Origin of the sequence: Blautia sp. NSJ-175, from assembly GCF_022867815.1 — a bacterium.
Taxonomy (GTDB): domain Bacteria; phylum Bacillota; class Clostridia; order Lachnospirales; family Lachnospiraceae; genus Blautia; species Blautia celeris.
On record NZ_JALIFQ010000012.1, the window covers coordinates 35,141 to 51,314 of the forward strand.

The window sequence follows — 16,174 nt, forward strand, 5'->3', positions numbered from 1 at the left end:
AACTATTCTTCTCCGTCCTCCGGCTCCTCCTTTTTGGGTTTCACAACCTGCTCCACCCTCTCGATAAACCCTTTTTTCATCTTGTTATTCCGTTTAAAGGCCTTGCTCCATCCACCAATCTTGTTGTAGACCCAAAAGGAATGGACCAGAACCGCATTGGCCTTACCTATTTTGTCCTTGGTGGTCTTATTATAGATCTCGCCGCCGCACTCAAACTTGGTGCCTTTGATGATCTCCGTGATCAGATCCGATTCACAGGTAATGGTGTCCGGCACCTCTGTGTATGCTTTTCCCACGCAGTCAGCCCTGTGGGCGTCACTTCCGCCCGTGCCTGTCAGATTGTACTTCTCTGCCAGCCTGGCTGCCCTTTCATTGACCTCTAAGGATTCACAGGCATTAAAGGTCTCAATAAAATCAAATTCTTTTAAAATATCAGGATTCCTCTTATAGGCCTTGGCATTCATAAAGCTCATATATTTTTCCCCACAGGGATGAGCCGGTCCCAGGATTCCGCCATAGTTGTGTACTATGGGAATCAACATCTGGATGGGGATCCCCCGCAGCTCCAGCAGACGAAGCTTGATGCTTTCCGGCATAATGACAATAATATGTCCTGCATCCAGCGTGTCATACTCGATTCCTTTGAGCACCACAAAATCCGAGTATTTCTGACCCTTGATATTCTTTTTCCAATGGCGGAATCCCCCATAAGAATCATGATCCGTCACGAGCATTCCGCCGAATCCCTGGTTTCTCAGCATACGGATATATTCTTCGATGCTCACTTTGCCGTCTATAGATCCTTCTTTTGTATGGCAGTGCATGTCAATTTTCACGACAAAACATCTCCTTCCCAACAGGCTGCAGATCTCAAAACAAATCTACAGCTTTAAAATTCGTCTCGCATTCTCCCCCAAAATGGCTTCTTTTTCATCCTCTTTCATATTCATTTCCCGTAAACGGGATAAAAATTCCTTCTGACCATCCCATGGACTGTCCGTGGCAAACAAAATTTTATCCACGCCGTGTTTTTGGGACAGACGTATGAACTGTTCATCCTCCATATGTCCCAGGCTGTAAGCGGTATCAAAATAAAGCCTGCTGCCTGCCAGATACTTCTCCACATCCTCCCAGCAGTTCCAGCCGCCCATGTGTGCCATTACCAGGATTCCCCCGTCTATCTGGCGAAGCACATGTTCCACACGTTTTGGTGTACAGTGTACCACTTCAGGAAGCCCCACGTCCACCCCTGCATGGGCAACGACAATGAGTCCCCGCTCTGCCGCCCGGTCCATAATACGCATGTACCTGATATCGTCAATAAATACTCTCTGATAGTCCGGATGCAGCTTGATCCCCTTCAGACCCATATCCGCGATCTGGTCCACCTCTGCCTTATAATTCTCCGTGTCCGGATGGATGCCGCCAAAGGAGAGAAACTCACCGCCGCCGCAGAACTCTTCCGGAGTGATCTTCCTTGCGTAGCGGTTAATGGACGAAAACTGCTGCGGCTTTGTCACCACCGGCAGGACTACGGATATATCCACCCCGGACTCTTCCATGGATCTTTTAAGTCCGTCCTTGGTTCCGTCAGTATATGCCGGAGAATCGGATGCTTTTGAAAGCTTTTCTATGGTAGCCCCGGCTATTTTATCCGGGAATATATGTGTATGGAAATCTATGATCATTTTGGATGCCCCGCCTATTTGCTTTCTTTCTGGATTCCGAAACGCTTCAGCAGATTTTCAAACTGTTCACTCATGACAATAAGATTAAAGCCCTGGGGATTGACCACAACGCCTTTTGCCAGCGGAATTAATATTTTGTCCAGATTTTTAAATTCTACCACGACAGCCTTAAACTTCTTATCTTTGTTGAACTTTGCGAATTCGCCCGGGTCTGTAAAAATAGGCTGGAATACATCGCCGTTCTTGTTCTTGATATAGGGGACCTGGACATTTTCCTGGCCTTCCTCCTGCTTCTCCACTGCCACCAGAAATTTGCTCTTTACCAGATTGGCTGCCATCTCTTCTTCCAGCTCATTGATGTTCGCCTTCTCAGACATTTCCACGCCCCTTCTGAATTCCTGCATGAAATAAATGCCTGTGAGCTGAAGCTGGGGATTAAACAGCGGTCTCTGGTTCTCCGGGAGCTGGGAAAAATCCGGTCTGCGCACGATCTCCTCCAGGTCAAATTCCGTGGTCTTATCCTTTTCCACATAAACCACCTCATTGACACCCAGTGTAAAAAGTGTGGAATAAAAATTCAGGAAACTTTTGTTTTCCACCTTGATGGAGGCCACAGGATTTTTCTGCTCCATATACGGTTTTGCCTTTTCCTCCAAATCCTTGCTGTCCTCAAAGACCCACACCTGATCATTATATGTCTCCGGATCGCAGATGATAAAAGGATTGTTGGTTCCTCTGGAAAAAAGCACGTAAAAGGCTTCCATCTGCTGAATTTTCTTAATTGTCTCCATTCTTACTTTGTCCATTGTTCTATGTTCTCCTGTTGTATATTTTTTTAACGGCAGAAATCTGCCAGCTTTTTCTTCTTTTAGTATACACCCAAATCCCGTTCTTGTCCTCAAAAATTTGCATTCTGTGTTATGGCAGGAAATTTACAAATTACTGTTCACACGCCACTGTCCCGCGAGGTGTTTTCAGGCCGAAGGCATGAAAATCCCGAGACAGCCAGCGCGATATGGAGCAGAATGCTCCATATCTGTGCATCGCAAAGCGGGTTGCTGGGCACGCAGGGAACAGTAACCTCAAAACTCCAGCACCTGTCCGGTCTCCGGCAGGATACAGGAATCTCCAAATGCCGCTGCCATCATGCCTTCTGCCCTTTTTCCCGTACAGTGGACCGGCATGAGCACCGGGATGTTCATCTTCTGCAGGCTCTCAATCGTCCCTGTGATCTGTTTTTCCCCTGCCCTGCCAAGATGCATACCTGCAAATACACTGTAAACAGGTATATCCGGCAAGGCTTCCTCTGCCCGCAGAATGCAGTTGACCACACCTCTGTGGCTGCAGCCCATGAACAGGCACAGTCCTTTTTTTGTGCTCACGGCCAGTATCTGTTCATCTTCCATCTCATCTGCCCGCCAGCAAAGCCCTCCGTCTTTTTTGTCCCGGATCCAGAAGCCGGCAGGCCGCTTTTCAAAATCCGTGCGGTACGGGATCTTCCCGATCAGCCAGAAGCCTGGGGCAATCTCTTCCAGGTCTTTGGTATAGCGGACATGGGCCATCCAGTCAGCGTGGCTGTCCGGAATGCCGATGAAGCGCTTGTCTTCTTCCATACCGCTGTATTTCTTTTCAAAGGCGCTTTTTTGTATGTACACAGGAGGCATCCCGCCGCTGCCATCCAGATATTCCATGCCTCCGCAGTGGTCATAATGGCCGTGGCTCAGTATGATACCGTCCAGTTTTGTCAGGTCCACACCCAGGGTCTCCGCATTTTTTAAAAACACATCGCTCTGCCCTGTATCCATCAGAAACCTTCTGTCATTCTCCTCGATCAGAACAGACAGCCCGTGTTCTGCAAAAAGCCCCTGTCTGTAAACTGTATTTTCATTCAATATCGTTATCTTCATCTGCTGCCTCCTCTACTGCAGGGAAGGCATGGGGAAGGTCTGAAATCCGTATTCCGCTTCCCCGCTGTCCCATTTCACTTTTACACTGTAGATAAATCCCGGTTCTGCCTGCAGGACACTGCCCTCTTCCCCCGCAGAGACCGCCACGGATTCCCCCTCAGGTTCTGTCCCTGACTCCCCTGCCTGTCCCTGCATGGAAGAGTCGTACCGGATCACCGTGATCTCTTCCGGTTCTTTTGAAAACACAAGTTTTACTTCCGTATGCTCCTGTATCTTTATCTCCTCATACTGGCTCCACTGCAGAATGGAAGGTGCGTCTGTGGTTTCACTGACCGTCTCACCGTCCTCATTTTCATATTCCCAGCGGTAGCCGCCGACAGTGTTTACTGCTGCTGTGACATTTGCCTGAGGCTGGCTGTACTCCAGATTCAAAAAAGGCAGGGAGGAGGCTTCTTCCTGGAAACTGAACTGCTTCAGAAGTTCACCGTATTGTTCCAGCAGCTCCCGGTTCTCTTTTTCCATCCTTACGATTTTGGTGATACCCGGATACTGACCCGGATAGGACATGGTCATAGCGCCGTTGCCGTAGATTTTTACCACGTCGCCGTTTTCAAGCTCCCACGATTCCAGCTCATCTCCCCGTTCATCCAGAACAGCACCCTCCGGAAGAGGGCCTGTAAAAGGGGTTCCGTTTCTGGTATCTACGAACAGATAGTTTCCCACCGTCTCACCGGTCCCGTCCCGCAAAAACAGGGCTTCCAAAGCCGCAGCTTCTGCCTCCCTGTCCCTTTTTTCCTTTCCAAACCAGAAAACCGAAACAGCCGCAGCAGCGGCCAGCACACCTGTTACTGCAATTATAATCAATGTCTTTTTTTTCATGGCGTTTTCCTTTCCTGTTTCTATTCCATATTATACCCTAAGTTTCCGTTTATTCCAATGACAGATATAACCATAAAACAATAAAAACACAAAAGCTGCCGCTCCTTCTCCGCCGGAGCCTGCAGCCTTTGTGCTTTTCTTTTCACAGGTCAGATATTCTTTTATTGATAAGCAAATCCGCCGTTGTGGGTGACCTTTGCTTCATAGAGCGCTTCATCTGCCGCCTTTGCCAGGGAAAGATAGGTATCCCCGTGTCCGGCGATCACAGCGCCTGCTGACAGGGTGATGGACGGCATATTGCGGCGTTTTGCCTCTTTGCCGATGGTGTTGTTGATATCCTCCATGATCCGTCTGGCAACCGAATAATCGGAGGTGTTGGCAATAAAGATTGCGAACTCATCGCCGTGAAGACGGGAAGCCAGATCCACGGTCCTGATTCGTCCGATGATCATCTGTGCGGTCAGTTTGATCACCTCATCCCCCACACTGTGTCCGTAGTTATCATTGATGCTTTTAAAATGGTCTCCGTCTATCATGACCAGAATACCTCTCTCCTCTTCCTCCATATCATCCAGGGCTGAGGTGATTTCCTTGCGGAAGGACTTGAAATTCATCATTCCGGTCAGGTCATCCACTGCCGCAGCCTTCTGGGCCGCGCTCAGGGCTATTTCAAGTCTTCTCTGTGTCTGTCCAAGCTCCACATAGGCATCTCTCAGCTCCCGGTTCTTTATTCCCTTGCTGACACGTCCTATGACGTAGATGAGCAGAAGTTCCGTCAGAAGCAGAGGAATCAGCCATACCGTCATGGTGGCCTTCACAATGGACATGGCAGGCACCAGAACAAGAAAGTTAAAATCCTGCTCCCTGTGCAGATATCCGAACTGTGACCTGCCGTTCAGGTTCAGACGGACCGTCTCTTCTTGTTTATCAAGAAGCTTCTCCATCCCGTTCCCCAGATCCTGCCTGAAAGCATAGAAAGCCTCTGCTGCTTCCTTCTTATCTTTGGCCTTTGCCAGTTCCTCCGGGTCACCGGATGCGGCATCCTCCATCTCTTTTTTGGCAGCCTCCACACTGTCTGCCGTTTCATCCAAAGACGCGTACAGGCTGCCTCCCAGATACTTTTCTTCCGTGCTTCCTATAACGGTTCCGCTGCCGTCGAATATCATTACCTGTTCCTTCTCATAGCGGTCGAGTCCGGATACCAGATTCTGGATATCCCCCATTTTGATATCATAGGCAAAGACAGTCTCCCCGTCAGGCTGAAGCTGTGAGATCGTAGTCAGAATGTAATGGTTTGCGTAGCTCATATAAGGGGGTGTGAATACAATCTCTCCTTTTCCCTCCACAGCAGCTTTGTACCATGGACGCTCAGTTGCAACATACCCGGTTTCCTCGTACTGGGAATATGGCGTGTCCCAGCTATAGAGATAGCGGCCTTTGTAATACATATAAAGCCCGTCAAAAGTGTCTCCCTCAATCTCCAGCATTTTAGAATCCATGCTTTTTAAATAATCCCAGATGGAGTCAGGCTCGGGATGGTTTCCGATCTCCTGGGTCATCATCTCTGCAAACAGCCGGAAGGAGTGCTTGTAATTCTCCATAATCTCATGGAAAGCCCTTCCCGTGTCACCTGCATGTTCTGCCAGATTTCCGTCAATTGCTCTTATCTCTCCTCTGCCGATCAGACAGACTGCCAGTATGTTGACCGCAAGAAAGACGGCTGCCATAACCGCCGTCTTTTTCCGGCCCTCCAGTTTTTTCCGCTGCATAAACGTATTCCCCCCAGGTATGTAGTCTTCCATTACACTTTTATATCCTTTTTACTTTTCCTGCATTTTATGTAATTATATCATATAACAAAGGAAGAGGTAAAGGTGAAGCGTTGTCCCGTTCTGTTCTTTTTTGTATATTTTTGTCATGTAACTGTGAGATATATACAAAAACAGCGGAAGGTGTATTTTCCTTCCGCTGTACCGGTTCCTATACTATTTCATTACTTCCTCATAGAGATTCCTGCCCTGGGAATCAATGACTACGATCACAGGGAAATTCTCCACCTCAAGCCGGCGGATAGCCTCTGTTCCCAGATCGTCATAAGCGATGACCTCTGCTTTCTTGATACATTTGGAGAGCAGAGCTCCTGCCCCGCCCACGGCTGCGAAGAACACAGCTCCGTTTCTGACAATGGCATCTGTCACCTCTTTTTTCCTCTTTCCCTTGCCGATCATTCCGGTAAGGCCCAGGTCAAGAAGCCTGGGCGCGTATTTATCCATGCGGCTGGCCGTGGTCGGTCCCGCGGAACCGATGGGACGTCCCTCCCTGGCAGGTGTGGGGCCCATGTAATAGATCACATTGCCTTCCATCTCAATGGGAAGCTTATCCCCTCTGTCCAGTGTCTGGTCCATGCGGAGATGGGCCGCATCCCTTGCTGTATAAATAGTTCCCGTAATATACACATAATCGCCTGCCTGGAGTGTCTTCACTTCTTCCCTGTCAAGCGGCGCTTTCAAATATCTATCCATAGCGTAACCTCCTTACTCTCATCAGATTCTGATCAGATTGTCCTCACAATATGCCGATTTACATGACAGCAGATGTTCACTGCCACAGGCAGGCCCGCAATATGGGTGGCATATGTATTGATATTCACGGCAAGGGCAGTGGTGTCTCCGCCCAGACCTGCAGGTCCCAGACCGATACCATTGATCTTTGCCAGCAGTTCCTCCTCCAGCGCTTTGATATGCTCCAGCTCTGAATGGGTTCCCACCTCTCTTGTGAGGGCTTTCTTTGCCAGAATGGCCGCTTTTTCAAAGGTGCCGCCAATGCCCACACCCACAACTACAGGCGGACATGCGTTTGGCCCGGCTTCCCGCACAGCGTTTATAATGGCGTCCTTTACACCCTCCACGCCGTCCGCCGGTTTCAGCATATAGATCTTGCTCATGTTCTCGCTTCCGAAGCCCTTAGGTGCCACCGTGATCTCCACCTGATCACCGGGGACCAGCTCATAATGGATGATAGCAGGGGTGTTGTCCTTTGTGTTCACACGGATGAGAGGATCCCCCACAACGGATTTCCGAAGATATCCTTCCTCATACCCTCTGCGCACACCTTCATTTACAGCCTCTTCCACACTGCCGCCCTCAAAATGCACATCCTGTCCGATCTTCAGAAAAACCACCGCCATGCCTGTATCCTGACAGATGGGGATCATATCTTTTCCCGCAATATCCAGATTCTCCAGAAGCTGTCCCAGAATCTGTTTTGCCAGCGGTTTTGTCTCCCGCTCACAGGCATTCTTCATTGCCCTGTCCATATCCGGGGCAAGATAGTGGTTGGCCTGAATGCACATCTCTTTGATGTTATCTGTTAAAAGTTCAACGTTTACACTACGAACCATGCCTTTTTCCTCCAAATCTTATTTCTTCCCTGCTCAGCTTAACTGCCGCTTCACGTCAATGCGGTTAAAGTCTGACAAATCCTCAGACCTGTGCTTACCGATCAGTCCCACCAGCATATAATAACCGGTTCTGGGATCAATGGGATAGTCTTTTACCAGGGTGAAATCCTCTATTTTTCCTGTGCTGGATACATGCATACGCGGCCCCAGACACTCCAGGACCATCTCGCCGATCTGCACGTGGTTCTCATCATAGTAGGATACAGATAAATCCTGCTTCACTGCATCCTTCACCTTTTTCTCCAGCTCATATAAATCCACATCCGGCTTTTCCTCAAACTCCAGCACGAATCCGTGGCGCACATCCGAGCGCGGGCCGTCCTGGGCAAAGCCGTCTCCCATATAGTACACGCACAGATCCTCCAGGGTATGGGCCATCTTCCTGTATTTTACGGATTTGTGCACAATATTCGCTATATTCTCCGGCAGAGGGCCGAACATGTTCGGTCTGGTGATGATGATCTCCTCGCCAATGCCTACAAGCAGATCCGCATTTCTGTGCAGCATGGGGTAGATCAGATCAAAGTGTTCCACAATGACCTGTTTCCCGTGATTGGCGGCATCCAGAATGGTGTCCGCCAGCACATGCATCTGGGTAAATGCGGATTCAAAGCGGATATCCAGATGATAAGTATGCGGGGAGAACGGGTCCGTCAGGTCCTCATGCAGCAGGGGCAGGGGCCTGATATTCACGCCCTCATCGTCATTGGTCAGGTCAATACCGGGAAACATACCTTTTATGAGCAGGCTCTTTCCCGCTCCGGCATCTCCTATGATTCCTATAATATGGTCAAAAGGGCTCAAATACATCTGACTGAGCTGCATTCCCAGATCCGCCATACGACGGTTTCCTCTGGGCGCAAAATAAAAGCTGTACAGGTTTCCTTCCTGCATCTGTTTTGAATATGCCATAGACTGTTCCTTCCCAAAATGCTGAAATAGCCGGACAATCCTGCAGGCAGAAGCCCGCAGAACCGTCTGGCATAGTCATTCATTTTCATTTAATTTGCTTTTTTCGCATTTCTAAGGGCAATGATCCTCTGCATTTCATTGTAGACGATCATGTATCCTTCGTCAACACCCATACCCGGTTTTGCCAGGATCTGGTCCGGTTTGGTAGCCATTGCGCAGTTTACGCAGACCTGTGCGGAACGGTCTGTCTCGTTGCAGGTACCTCCCTGATAAGCGCCGAAGCCTTTTTCCTTGCAGTAAAGAACAGCTTCCACAATGTTGTTGATGCCGCCCAGGTCAGGTGTTTTGATCTGAGCCATATGGCCTGCTTTGTTGTCTGCAAAGTATTTTACATCTTCCAGAGTGTTGCACCATTCGTCGGCAACCAGCTCCACGTCAATGCCTCTTCTGTCCACTTCTTCTCTTAATCCCTTTAAGCAGAGCATCTGTTTTTCTCTCTCCTCTGCGTCCATAGGTCCTTCGATCCTCAAGTGGAAAGGTTTTGCGGCCTCCTCAAGCTCTGCCAGATAATCTGCCATTGCGGTGTAGTTGTCCACGCCGAAGATAGCGCCGATGGTGCCGTATACGTCAATGTGGAATACAGGCATGTAATTCTCGTCATTGCGCAGTTTCAGCACACGGTCACTTAACCATTTTACATACTCTTTCAAAAGCTCACCGTGCTCGCCCAGTTTTGTCTTTACATTATTGATGAGGGCATGAGGCATAACTGCCGCTCCCTTTAAGATCATCTTGTCAGAGTTGTCATATCTGTTGTCACCGGACTGGGTAAAGATGGGAATCGGCTCCTCGGAAACGGTTGTGCCGTACTCATCTGCCACTACCTCACACATCAGTCTCTTGGAGGATTTTGCAACAGCATCCAAAATTGCCTGGCTTACACCGTAGCGAATGGCTGTGTGCAGTCTCTTACCGTCAACCTGCAGGTTTTCCAGCATTGCACACAGGTCTTTAAAGCTGTCTGCCTCTCTGCCTACCAGTTCCGGTTTGATATATTTTTCAATGATCGGAATAAAGTCCTCTGCTAAGAACAGCGGGTCTCTTCCGCCTGCGCCGGAATACTGAACAGCCGCGCAGTCTCCCCATGCAATCTGTCCGTCTTCCAGGATCAGCATAACGGAGATGGCTTCTCCTGCCTGTCTTACGGATTTGAACCCCGGTGTCACAGTCTCGCCAAAGTACGCGGAACCGTCTGCTACAGCACCTTTTTTGATCGCTCTCTGGTCATCAAAGAAAAAACCTGTTCTTGCTTTGGAACAAACAACGTCTACAATTTTCATGATACACTTCTCCTATTATTGTGATTTTCTGTAACCGCCCGGAATGTCCGGGCAGTTCTGATTTTCTATATTCCGGGTTATGCTGTGATTTTATTTTGGTTTACCAACCAGTCTGCCTTTGCTGATGGCATATACGTCATCAATGACCATCTGGAAGGATGCTTTTCTCTTCTCCATTTTCGCTCTGTGCTCAATCTTGCCCTGGTTAAAGTCTTTAAGCTCTCTTGGCAGCGGCACGTTGGCTACGTTCAGGTAACGCACAGCGCCTTCAAAGTCACGGGCCGGAAGCATCTTACCTGCATTGTATTTGCTGGGTGCAAACGGAATATCCAGGACACCTGCCTTCACTGCGCGGATGGCGCCCAGTGCCAGATCTCCCATGCCAAGCTCAAAGCATTTGTCCACGATCGCACAGGTCTCACCTTTGATGATGGCTTTTTCAAGCTCTAAGGCAGAGCTTTTCAGCTCCTGGTCTGCCAAAAGGGAGATAGCCTGTTTGGTACAGCGCAGTCCCTGTGCATTGGCTTCCATGGTAGGAACGCCCATAGCTTCATGAGGTGTCTTTACGATCACCTTTGTAGCTTTTGCCAGGGCTGCCACAGAGCTTCCCCAGGAGATAACCGCAAATGCTTTGGACTCATCCTGCGGGAAACCGCCCATCCACTGATGGAGCACGGAGGTAACGGTCACGTCCTCATAGCCGTATTTTTCCAGATATTCCTCTGTCAGCTCCTCTAAAACTCTGAGGGCTGCAACGTCCTGAACCAGGTTACCGCACTGGCCATAGCCTACTGTCACGTTCTTTACACCCTGTTCTGCCGCCAGCATGGCCTCAATGATAGCCACTGCGTTGGACATGGAGGGCGGAACCAGTGTTCCGGTCAGAGGGCCGTATGGCTCACGGTTGATGGAAACACCTGCTTCCTCGTAGATGCCTGTCAGACGGTCAACATACATCCAGTCATAAATCGTTCTCTCCAGGGGCACATCTTTGGCATAGGGAATATTATAAGAAATACCGCCTCCCTCATAGCTTGTGAAGCCGCCTGCATAACAAATCTCTGTCAGCAGTCTGGCATCCGGTGTGCCGTGGCGTACCTGTACCGGGGTATCCAGATTCTCGATAATAGAACGGCAGCCGAATACGCCATGGTTTACAGCCGGAAAACCGTTCAGCATGGATTTCTGTGTGTGGATAGATTCTTTGATCCCCACCTCAGCCTCTTCGTAGCGGTTCTGACGGGTATAGGAATCAATGGTGGTGGGCAGTAAATCTGCCTCGCCCTTGTCCTGCAGATACTGCAGCAGTTTGATATGCTCGTCGATCAGTGCCACACCGGCTCTTGGCTGGATCAGTGTTTTTCTCTCTTTTTTGGCATTTGCCAGTTTCCGTGAAAAGCTCTTGCTCTCCGGCATCGCTTTATGGTAATCTATGGCCTCCTCGAAGTTTACTTCTTTTCCGGTAGGCCACTGTTCCATAACCTCTTTCCGTATTCCATAGAACTCATCATCAGATAATTTCTTATTCCTTATGTCCATAATAAGCAATCTCCTTCTTCATGATTTCCAGGGCAGCCTGGGGGTACTGTTTTGATAGCAGTCCCATGGCAGCCAGGATATACTTTCTATCCACTAAGATTTCCGCTTTTTCCGGCCTTAATGAGGCAGGACTGCTTTCATCAAATAGTGCATACTTTGCAATTTCTTCTGTGTGTTTTGCATGGATCAATGCGCCCCCCGTAACTACCACGTATTTTACGCGGCGCAGATCCTTTCCGCTCTGTACAAAGGTCAGCCCGCTGGGGGTATAGACCTGTTCCAGAGAACCGGCATGGCGGGCAACCGCGGTTTCAACGGCTGCACATGCCAGTGCATAATCCATCTTTTCCATCTCTTCGCTGTCAGGAATGTAATCTGTGTGGTGTTCCAGATAGTCCACAAGCTCGTTTACCTTGTTCCGGGCAAGTCCCGCGATCTTGGCAAGCTTTCTGTCTCCTGCTGCTTCCATGATGCCCCTGACGCTGTATCGCATCCCTATGTCACCCTCCACGGTCCGCTTGGTGTAAGGCTCCTGCAGTCCCTTGATAACGGTCATAGTGTTGGCCGGGCTTCCTTCTGCCACAGAATATACGTCCGTGGTGGCTCCGCCCAGATCCACGCCCACCAGTTCTCCGATCCCGGGAATCTCGTCCCAGCCGTCTGAGAGAAGTTCCATGGCTGTCAGCATGGCTGACGGTGTGGGCATGATAATGCCGGACATCAGATCCATGGCCTGGGTCAGTCCCTTTCCCTGCACAATGCGGTTCAGGAAGATCTCCCGTATCTGCTTCTGCGTGGGTTCAATGTTCAGCTCGCCCAGCCTCGGCATCACGTTCTCACAGATGTAAGTGGTCCTACCGGCCAGGATCTCCTGGCAGTCATCCGCACAGCAGCGGTTGCCTGCAATGACCACAGGACAGTCATAGCTGAGTCCTGCCAGCATCTTGGCATTGTACAGGATGCAGTCTGTATTTCCGCCGTCCGTTCCCCCTGTAAGCAGGATAATATCCGGATGGTATTCCTCAATCTCCTTCATGTCGCCTTTTGTGAGCTGGAAGGAGTAGGTCTTCCATACCTTTGCGCCTGCACCCAGAGATGCCTCCCTGGAAGCCTGGGCTGTGAGCTCGGGAACCAGTCCGCAGGAAATCATTTTCAGTCCGCCGGCTGCGCTGGAACAGGCGTACGTCTCACCGAATTCCAGATGGCCTGTGGTCTTCTCCAGAATCTGTATGGCATCATGAAGACCATTGTTGATATCTGTCTCTACTGTTGTATATGCCGCCGCCGTTCCCAGAATCTCGCAATTCTCCACGTCAACAGCTGTCGCTTTGGTGTTGGTACTTCCAAAGTCCACCAAAAGAACTGGTTTCATTTTCCATCGCCCCTTTTATTCTGCTGCCTGCTGGTCTTCTTCCGGGATTCCCAGGTCCTCATAAAGCGCTGCAATGGTTGTCTCCGGTGCAGTGCCCGGCCCGAATACACGGTCAAAGCCCATGGCTTTGAAGCGTCTCTCCACCTCGTCAAAGGGCTGTTTTCCCACTACGATATTGCCGCCCACATAGAGAAGGATGCCTTTTAATCCGGCCTCATCACATTTGTCGCGAAGACCTCTGCAGTCCAGCTCTCCGTGTCCGTAGAGAGAGGAAACCATAATGCCGTCAGCATTGGTCTCGATGGCTGCTGAAATATACTCTTCCTGGGAAACCATAACCCCCAGATTGATCACCTCAAACCCTGCACCCGTAAATGCATGTTCCAGAATACTGATGCCTACCGCATGCACATCGGCTCCGATAACACCGATGACTAATTTTTTCTTATCCACTGTAAACCGCTCCCTTCCAGTTATATAGTATTTTTAATGGTATCCAAAAGTGTGCCGTCGCGGTACAGGACTTTCGCAACGACCCTGTCTCCCCGTTCTACGGCCTTCGGTACGCCCGCAATCTCTTCTGCGATCTTCTTTAATTCTTTGATATCTTTTACCGGAAGTCCGGCTTTTTCTAATTTCTCCCTCAGTTCCTTCTGGGCCGGATTGACTGCAATGCCCCTCTGCGTTACGATCACATCCACGGTGCTGCCCGGTGTGGATTTACAGAGCACCTGGTCCACGATAAGGGGAAGTCTTGCCCTTATCAGGGGAGCCACCACGATCGCCAGCTTGGCGCCTGCCGCTGTATCGCAGTGTCCGCCGGAGCCGCCCATAATGTAACCATTGGAGTCTGTATGTACATTTACATTAAAGTCCGTGTCCACCTGGGTAGCTCCCAGGATCACCACATCCAGGCTGTCTACCACGGCACTTTTCGCTGCCGGAGAAGCATAGCGCATAGCGGATATCTCCTGATGCTTAGGATTCTCACGGATGGATTCGATAGCTTTTAAATCAAAGCACTGCACATCCAGAATGGTTTCAAAATACCCTTTGTTCGCCATATCGACCAGATATCCGGTGATCCCGCCCATGCAGAAGCTGCCTTTGATATGGTCTTTTTCCATCATCTCCTCCACGTATTTGGCAACAGCCAGGGATGCACCGCCGGCTCCTGTCTGGAAGGAGAATCCGTCTTTTAAGTATCCGGAGTTCTTTACCACCTGCGCGGCCAGTCCTGCGATGCGCAGTCCCACCGGGTCACGGGTGATCTTGGTTGTTCCGGAGACAATCTTTGTGGGGTCGCCGATCTGCTCCACTTCCACCACATAGTCGATATATCCTTCCGCAATAGAGGTATCTTTCAGTGGGTAGGGCACCAGATTATCAGTCAGAACCACCACCTTGTCCGCATGCATGGCATCAGAGAAGGCATAGCCCAGGGAACCGCAGGCAGACGGTCCGTACTTGCCGCTGCAGTTTCCCATATTGTCCGCACAGGGTGCGGCGATGAACGCAATGTCAATCTTGGAGGAACCGTTCTCCATGTCCCCGGCCCTTCCGCCATGGCTTCTGAAGATCACGGGCTTTTCCAGGATTCCCCGGGAGATGGCTTTTCCCACCTTGCCGCCCATGTAGTTGCACTCCAGGCCAGTGACAACACCGCTTTCAATGTGTCCGATAATGGGTTCATGGATATCAAATATGGAACTTGCGTTCACGGTCAGATCCCTGATTCCCATCTCGGCAGCCTGGGCGAGCACCATGTTCAGCACATAGTCCCCGTTTCTCATATGATGATGGAAGGAAATCGTCATTCCGTCCTTCAAACCTGTCTTTTCAATGGCTTCTTTTAATGAGCCGAGTAATTTACTCATACTGCGCACCTCCATAAATGGCTTTCTCCATTTCCAGCACCTGGGAGGCGCGTTTTACTATGGGGGCATCTATCATTTTGCCGCGGAGGGAGATCACGCCCTTGCCCTGACGCTTACCCTCTTCAATGGCATCCATCACATCGTGGGCATAGGCGATCTCCGCCTCTGTGGGTGAAAATACGGCATTGACTATGTCCACATGGCGCGGTGAGATGACTGCCTTGCCGGCAAATCCCAGGCTCTTGGCAAACTCTGTGTCTTTTTCAAGGCCCTCCATATCCTCCACATCCGTGAACGGTGTATCGTATGCTTCGATGCCGCAGGCCCTGGCTGCACACACCAGCCTGGTTCTGGCATAGAAAATCTCATTTCCCTCTTTTGTCCGCTTACAGTGCAGGTCAGCGGTAAAATCCTCACCGCCTAAAAACAGGCCAATCACTCTGGCATCCGCAGTCGCGATCTCAAAAGCCTTCTCCACACCCATAGCAGTTTCAATGAGCGGAAGGATCTTAACAGTTCCCTCCTCTATTCCTGCTGCCCGTTCCACCTCTGCCATACAGGCAGATACTTCCCGGATCATGGCACCGCCGTTTACTTTTGTGGGCATGATCACATCCGGTTTCAGGGGAATGACAGCTCTCAAATCCTCTTTCCAGAACGCGGTGTCTGTGGGATTGATCCGCACCACAGTCTCACAGCCCGGATAGGACTGGTAGCGAAGGGCGTTTCTCACCAGTATTCTGGCTGCGTCCTTTTCATCCGGAGATACCGCATCCTCCAGATCAAAGATGATGGTATCAGCTCCCAGGGTGTCACCGTTAATCAGCATGTTCGGCGTATTTCCCGGCAAAAACAACATGGTTCGTCTCATGGCTGTTCAACTCCCCCTCTTTTTAATGCGGTCTCCATACGCGCACGGATCACACAGTCCAATGCGCCTTTGTCCTTGATAAAAACTTTCCCTGTAGACACTTCAAATTCTTTCAGTGTGTCCAGTACAGCGGCCCGAATGGAATCCATATACTGGTTGGCTACTACAGAGTCAATTTCCAGGATCAGCTCTTTGTCATCCGGTTCGATCTGAATGAACAAATCACTGGATTCCAGGGTTCCTGCTACTGCATTCTTGAGAATCTTCACAGGTTTTCTCCTTTCTGCATTACATATTCTTTTCTTTCTTTCCTCCGCGCAAAAATCCGT

The 16,174-nt window shown here is 50.0% G+C and carries 16 protein-coding genes; all 16 read right to left on the reverse strand.

Annotated elements, in window-relative coordinates; translation table 11 throughout:
• Positions 1–2: 2 nt before the first annotated feature.
• Positions 3–836, reverse strand: a complete 834-nt coding sequence (locus MUB35_RS18320; protein WP_033142750.1) for a PHP-associated domain-containing protein — start codon at positions 834–836, stop codon at positions 3–5.
• Between the two features lie 45 nt (positions 837–881).
• Positions 882–1,688 carry an amidohydrolase family protein gene (locus MUB35_RS18325; RefSeq protein WP_033142749.1) on the reverse strand — a complete coding sequence of 269 codons (807 nt, stop codon included), beginning with the start codon at positions 1,686–1,688 and terminating at the stop codon, positions 882–884.
• A gap of 14 nt (positions 1,689–1,702) precedes the next feature.
• A complete protein-coding gene (locus MUB35_RS18330; RefSeq protein WP_244806588.1) occupies positions 1,703–2,494 on the reverse strand; it encodes an SseB family protein in 792 nt (263 codons plus the stop codon).
• Between the two features lie 276 nt (positions 2,495–2,770).
• Complete coding sequence (locus MUB35_RS18335; protein WP_244806589.1) at positions 2,771–3,595, reverse strand: MBL fold metallo-hydrolase; 825 nt, start codon at positions 3,593–3,595, stop codon at positions 2,771–2,773.
• Positions 3,596–3,607: 12 nt separating this feature from the next.
• The gene (locus MUB35_RS18340) at positions 3,608–4,474 is read right to left on the reverse strand and encodes a hypothetical protein (protein ID WP_244806590.1); all 867 of its coding nucleotides are present in this window, start codon (positions 4,472–4,474) and stop codon (positions 3,608–3,610) included.
• Positions 4,475–4,635: 161 nt separating this feature from the next.
• Positions 4,636–6,243: a sensor domain-containing diguanylate cyclase gene (locus MUB35_RS18345; protein ID WP_244806591.1), complete on the reverse strand. Its 1,608-nt coding sequence runs from the start codon at positions 6,241–6,243 to the stop codon at positions 4,636–4,638.
• Between the two features lie 216 nt (positions 6,244–6,459).
• On the reverse strand, positions 6,460–6,996 hold the full coding sequence (locus MUB35_RS18350; RefSeq protein ID WP_244806592.1) for a Fe-S-containing hydro-lyase: 537 nt from the start codon (positions 6,994–6,996) through the stop codon (positions 6,460–6,462).
• 32 nt (positions 6,997–7,028) lie between these two features.
• Entirely contained in the window at positions 7,029–7,874 is an 846-nt protein-coding gene (locus tag MUB35_RS18355; RefSeq protein WP_033142745.1) for a fumarate hydratase, read from the reverse strand.
• A 33-nt stretch (positions 7,875–7,907) separates the two neighbouring features.
• Positions 7,908–8,846, reverse strand: coding sequence for an alanine-tRNA synthetase second additional domain-containing protein (locus MUB35_RS18360; RefSeq protein WP_033142744.1), 939 nt, complete (start codon positions 8,844–8,846; stop codon positions 7,908–7,910).
• 89 nt (positions 8,847–8,935) lie between these two features.
• The gene (locus MUB35_RS18365) at positions 8,936–10,186 is read right to left on the reverse strand and encodes a methylaspartate ammonia-lyase (RefSeq protein ID WP_033142743.1); all 1,251 of its coding nucleotides are present in this window, start codon (positions 10,184–10,186) and stop codon (positions 8,936–8,938) included.
• Between the two features lie 90 nt (positions 10,187–10,276).
• Positions 10,277–11,725 (reverse strand): methylaspartate mutase subunit E, encoded by a 1,449-nt coding sequence (locus MUB35_RS18370; protein WP_033142742.1) that lies wholly within the window; start codon positions 11,723–11,725, stop codon positions 10,277–10,279.
• Positions 11,709–13,097 carry a methylaspartate mutase accessory protein GlmL gene (gene glmL, locus MUB35_RS18375; RefSeq protein WP_033142741.1) on the reverse strand — a complete coding sequence of 463 codons (1,389 nt, stop codon included), beginning with the start codon at positions 13,095–13,097 and terminating at the stop codon, positions 11,709–11,711. The genes MUB35_RS18370 and glmL overlap by 17 nt, the downstream gene beginning before the upstream one ends.
• 15 nt (positions 13,098–13,112) lie before the next feature.
• A complete protein-coding gene (glmS, locus tag MUB35_RS18380; protein WP_018594830.1) occupies positions 13,113–13,550 on the reverse strand; it encodes a methylaspartate mutase subunit S in 438 nt (145 codons plus the stop codon).
• Between the two features lie 20 nt (positions 13,551–13,570).
• Positions 13,571–14,974, reverse strand: coding sequence for a citrate lyase subunit alpha (gene citF, locus MUB35_RS18385; protein WP_244806593.1), 1,404 nt, complete (start codon positions 14,972–14,974; stop codon positions 13,571–13,573).
• Complete coding sequence (locus MUB35_RS18390; RefSeq protein ID WP_033142739.1) at positions 14,967–15,845, reverse strand: HpcH/HpaI aldolase/citrate lyase family protein; 879 nt, start codon at positions 15,843–15,845, stop codon at positions 14,967–14,969. Before MUB35_RS18390 ends, citF begins: the two co-directional genes overlap by 8 nt.
• Complete coding sequence (gene citD, locus MUB35_RS18395) at positions 15,842–16,114, reverse strand: citrate lyase acyl carrier protein (protein WP_033142738.1); 273 nt, start codon at positions 16,112–16,114, stop codon at positions 15,842–15,844. Before citD ends, MUB35_RS18390 begins: the two co-directional genes overlap by 4 nt.
• Positions 16,115–16,174: the final 60 nt, after the last annotated feature.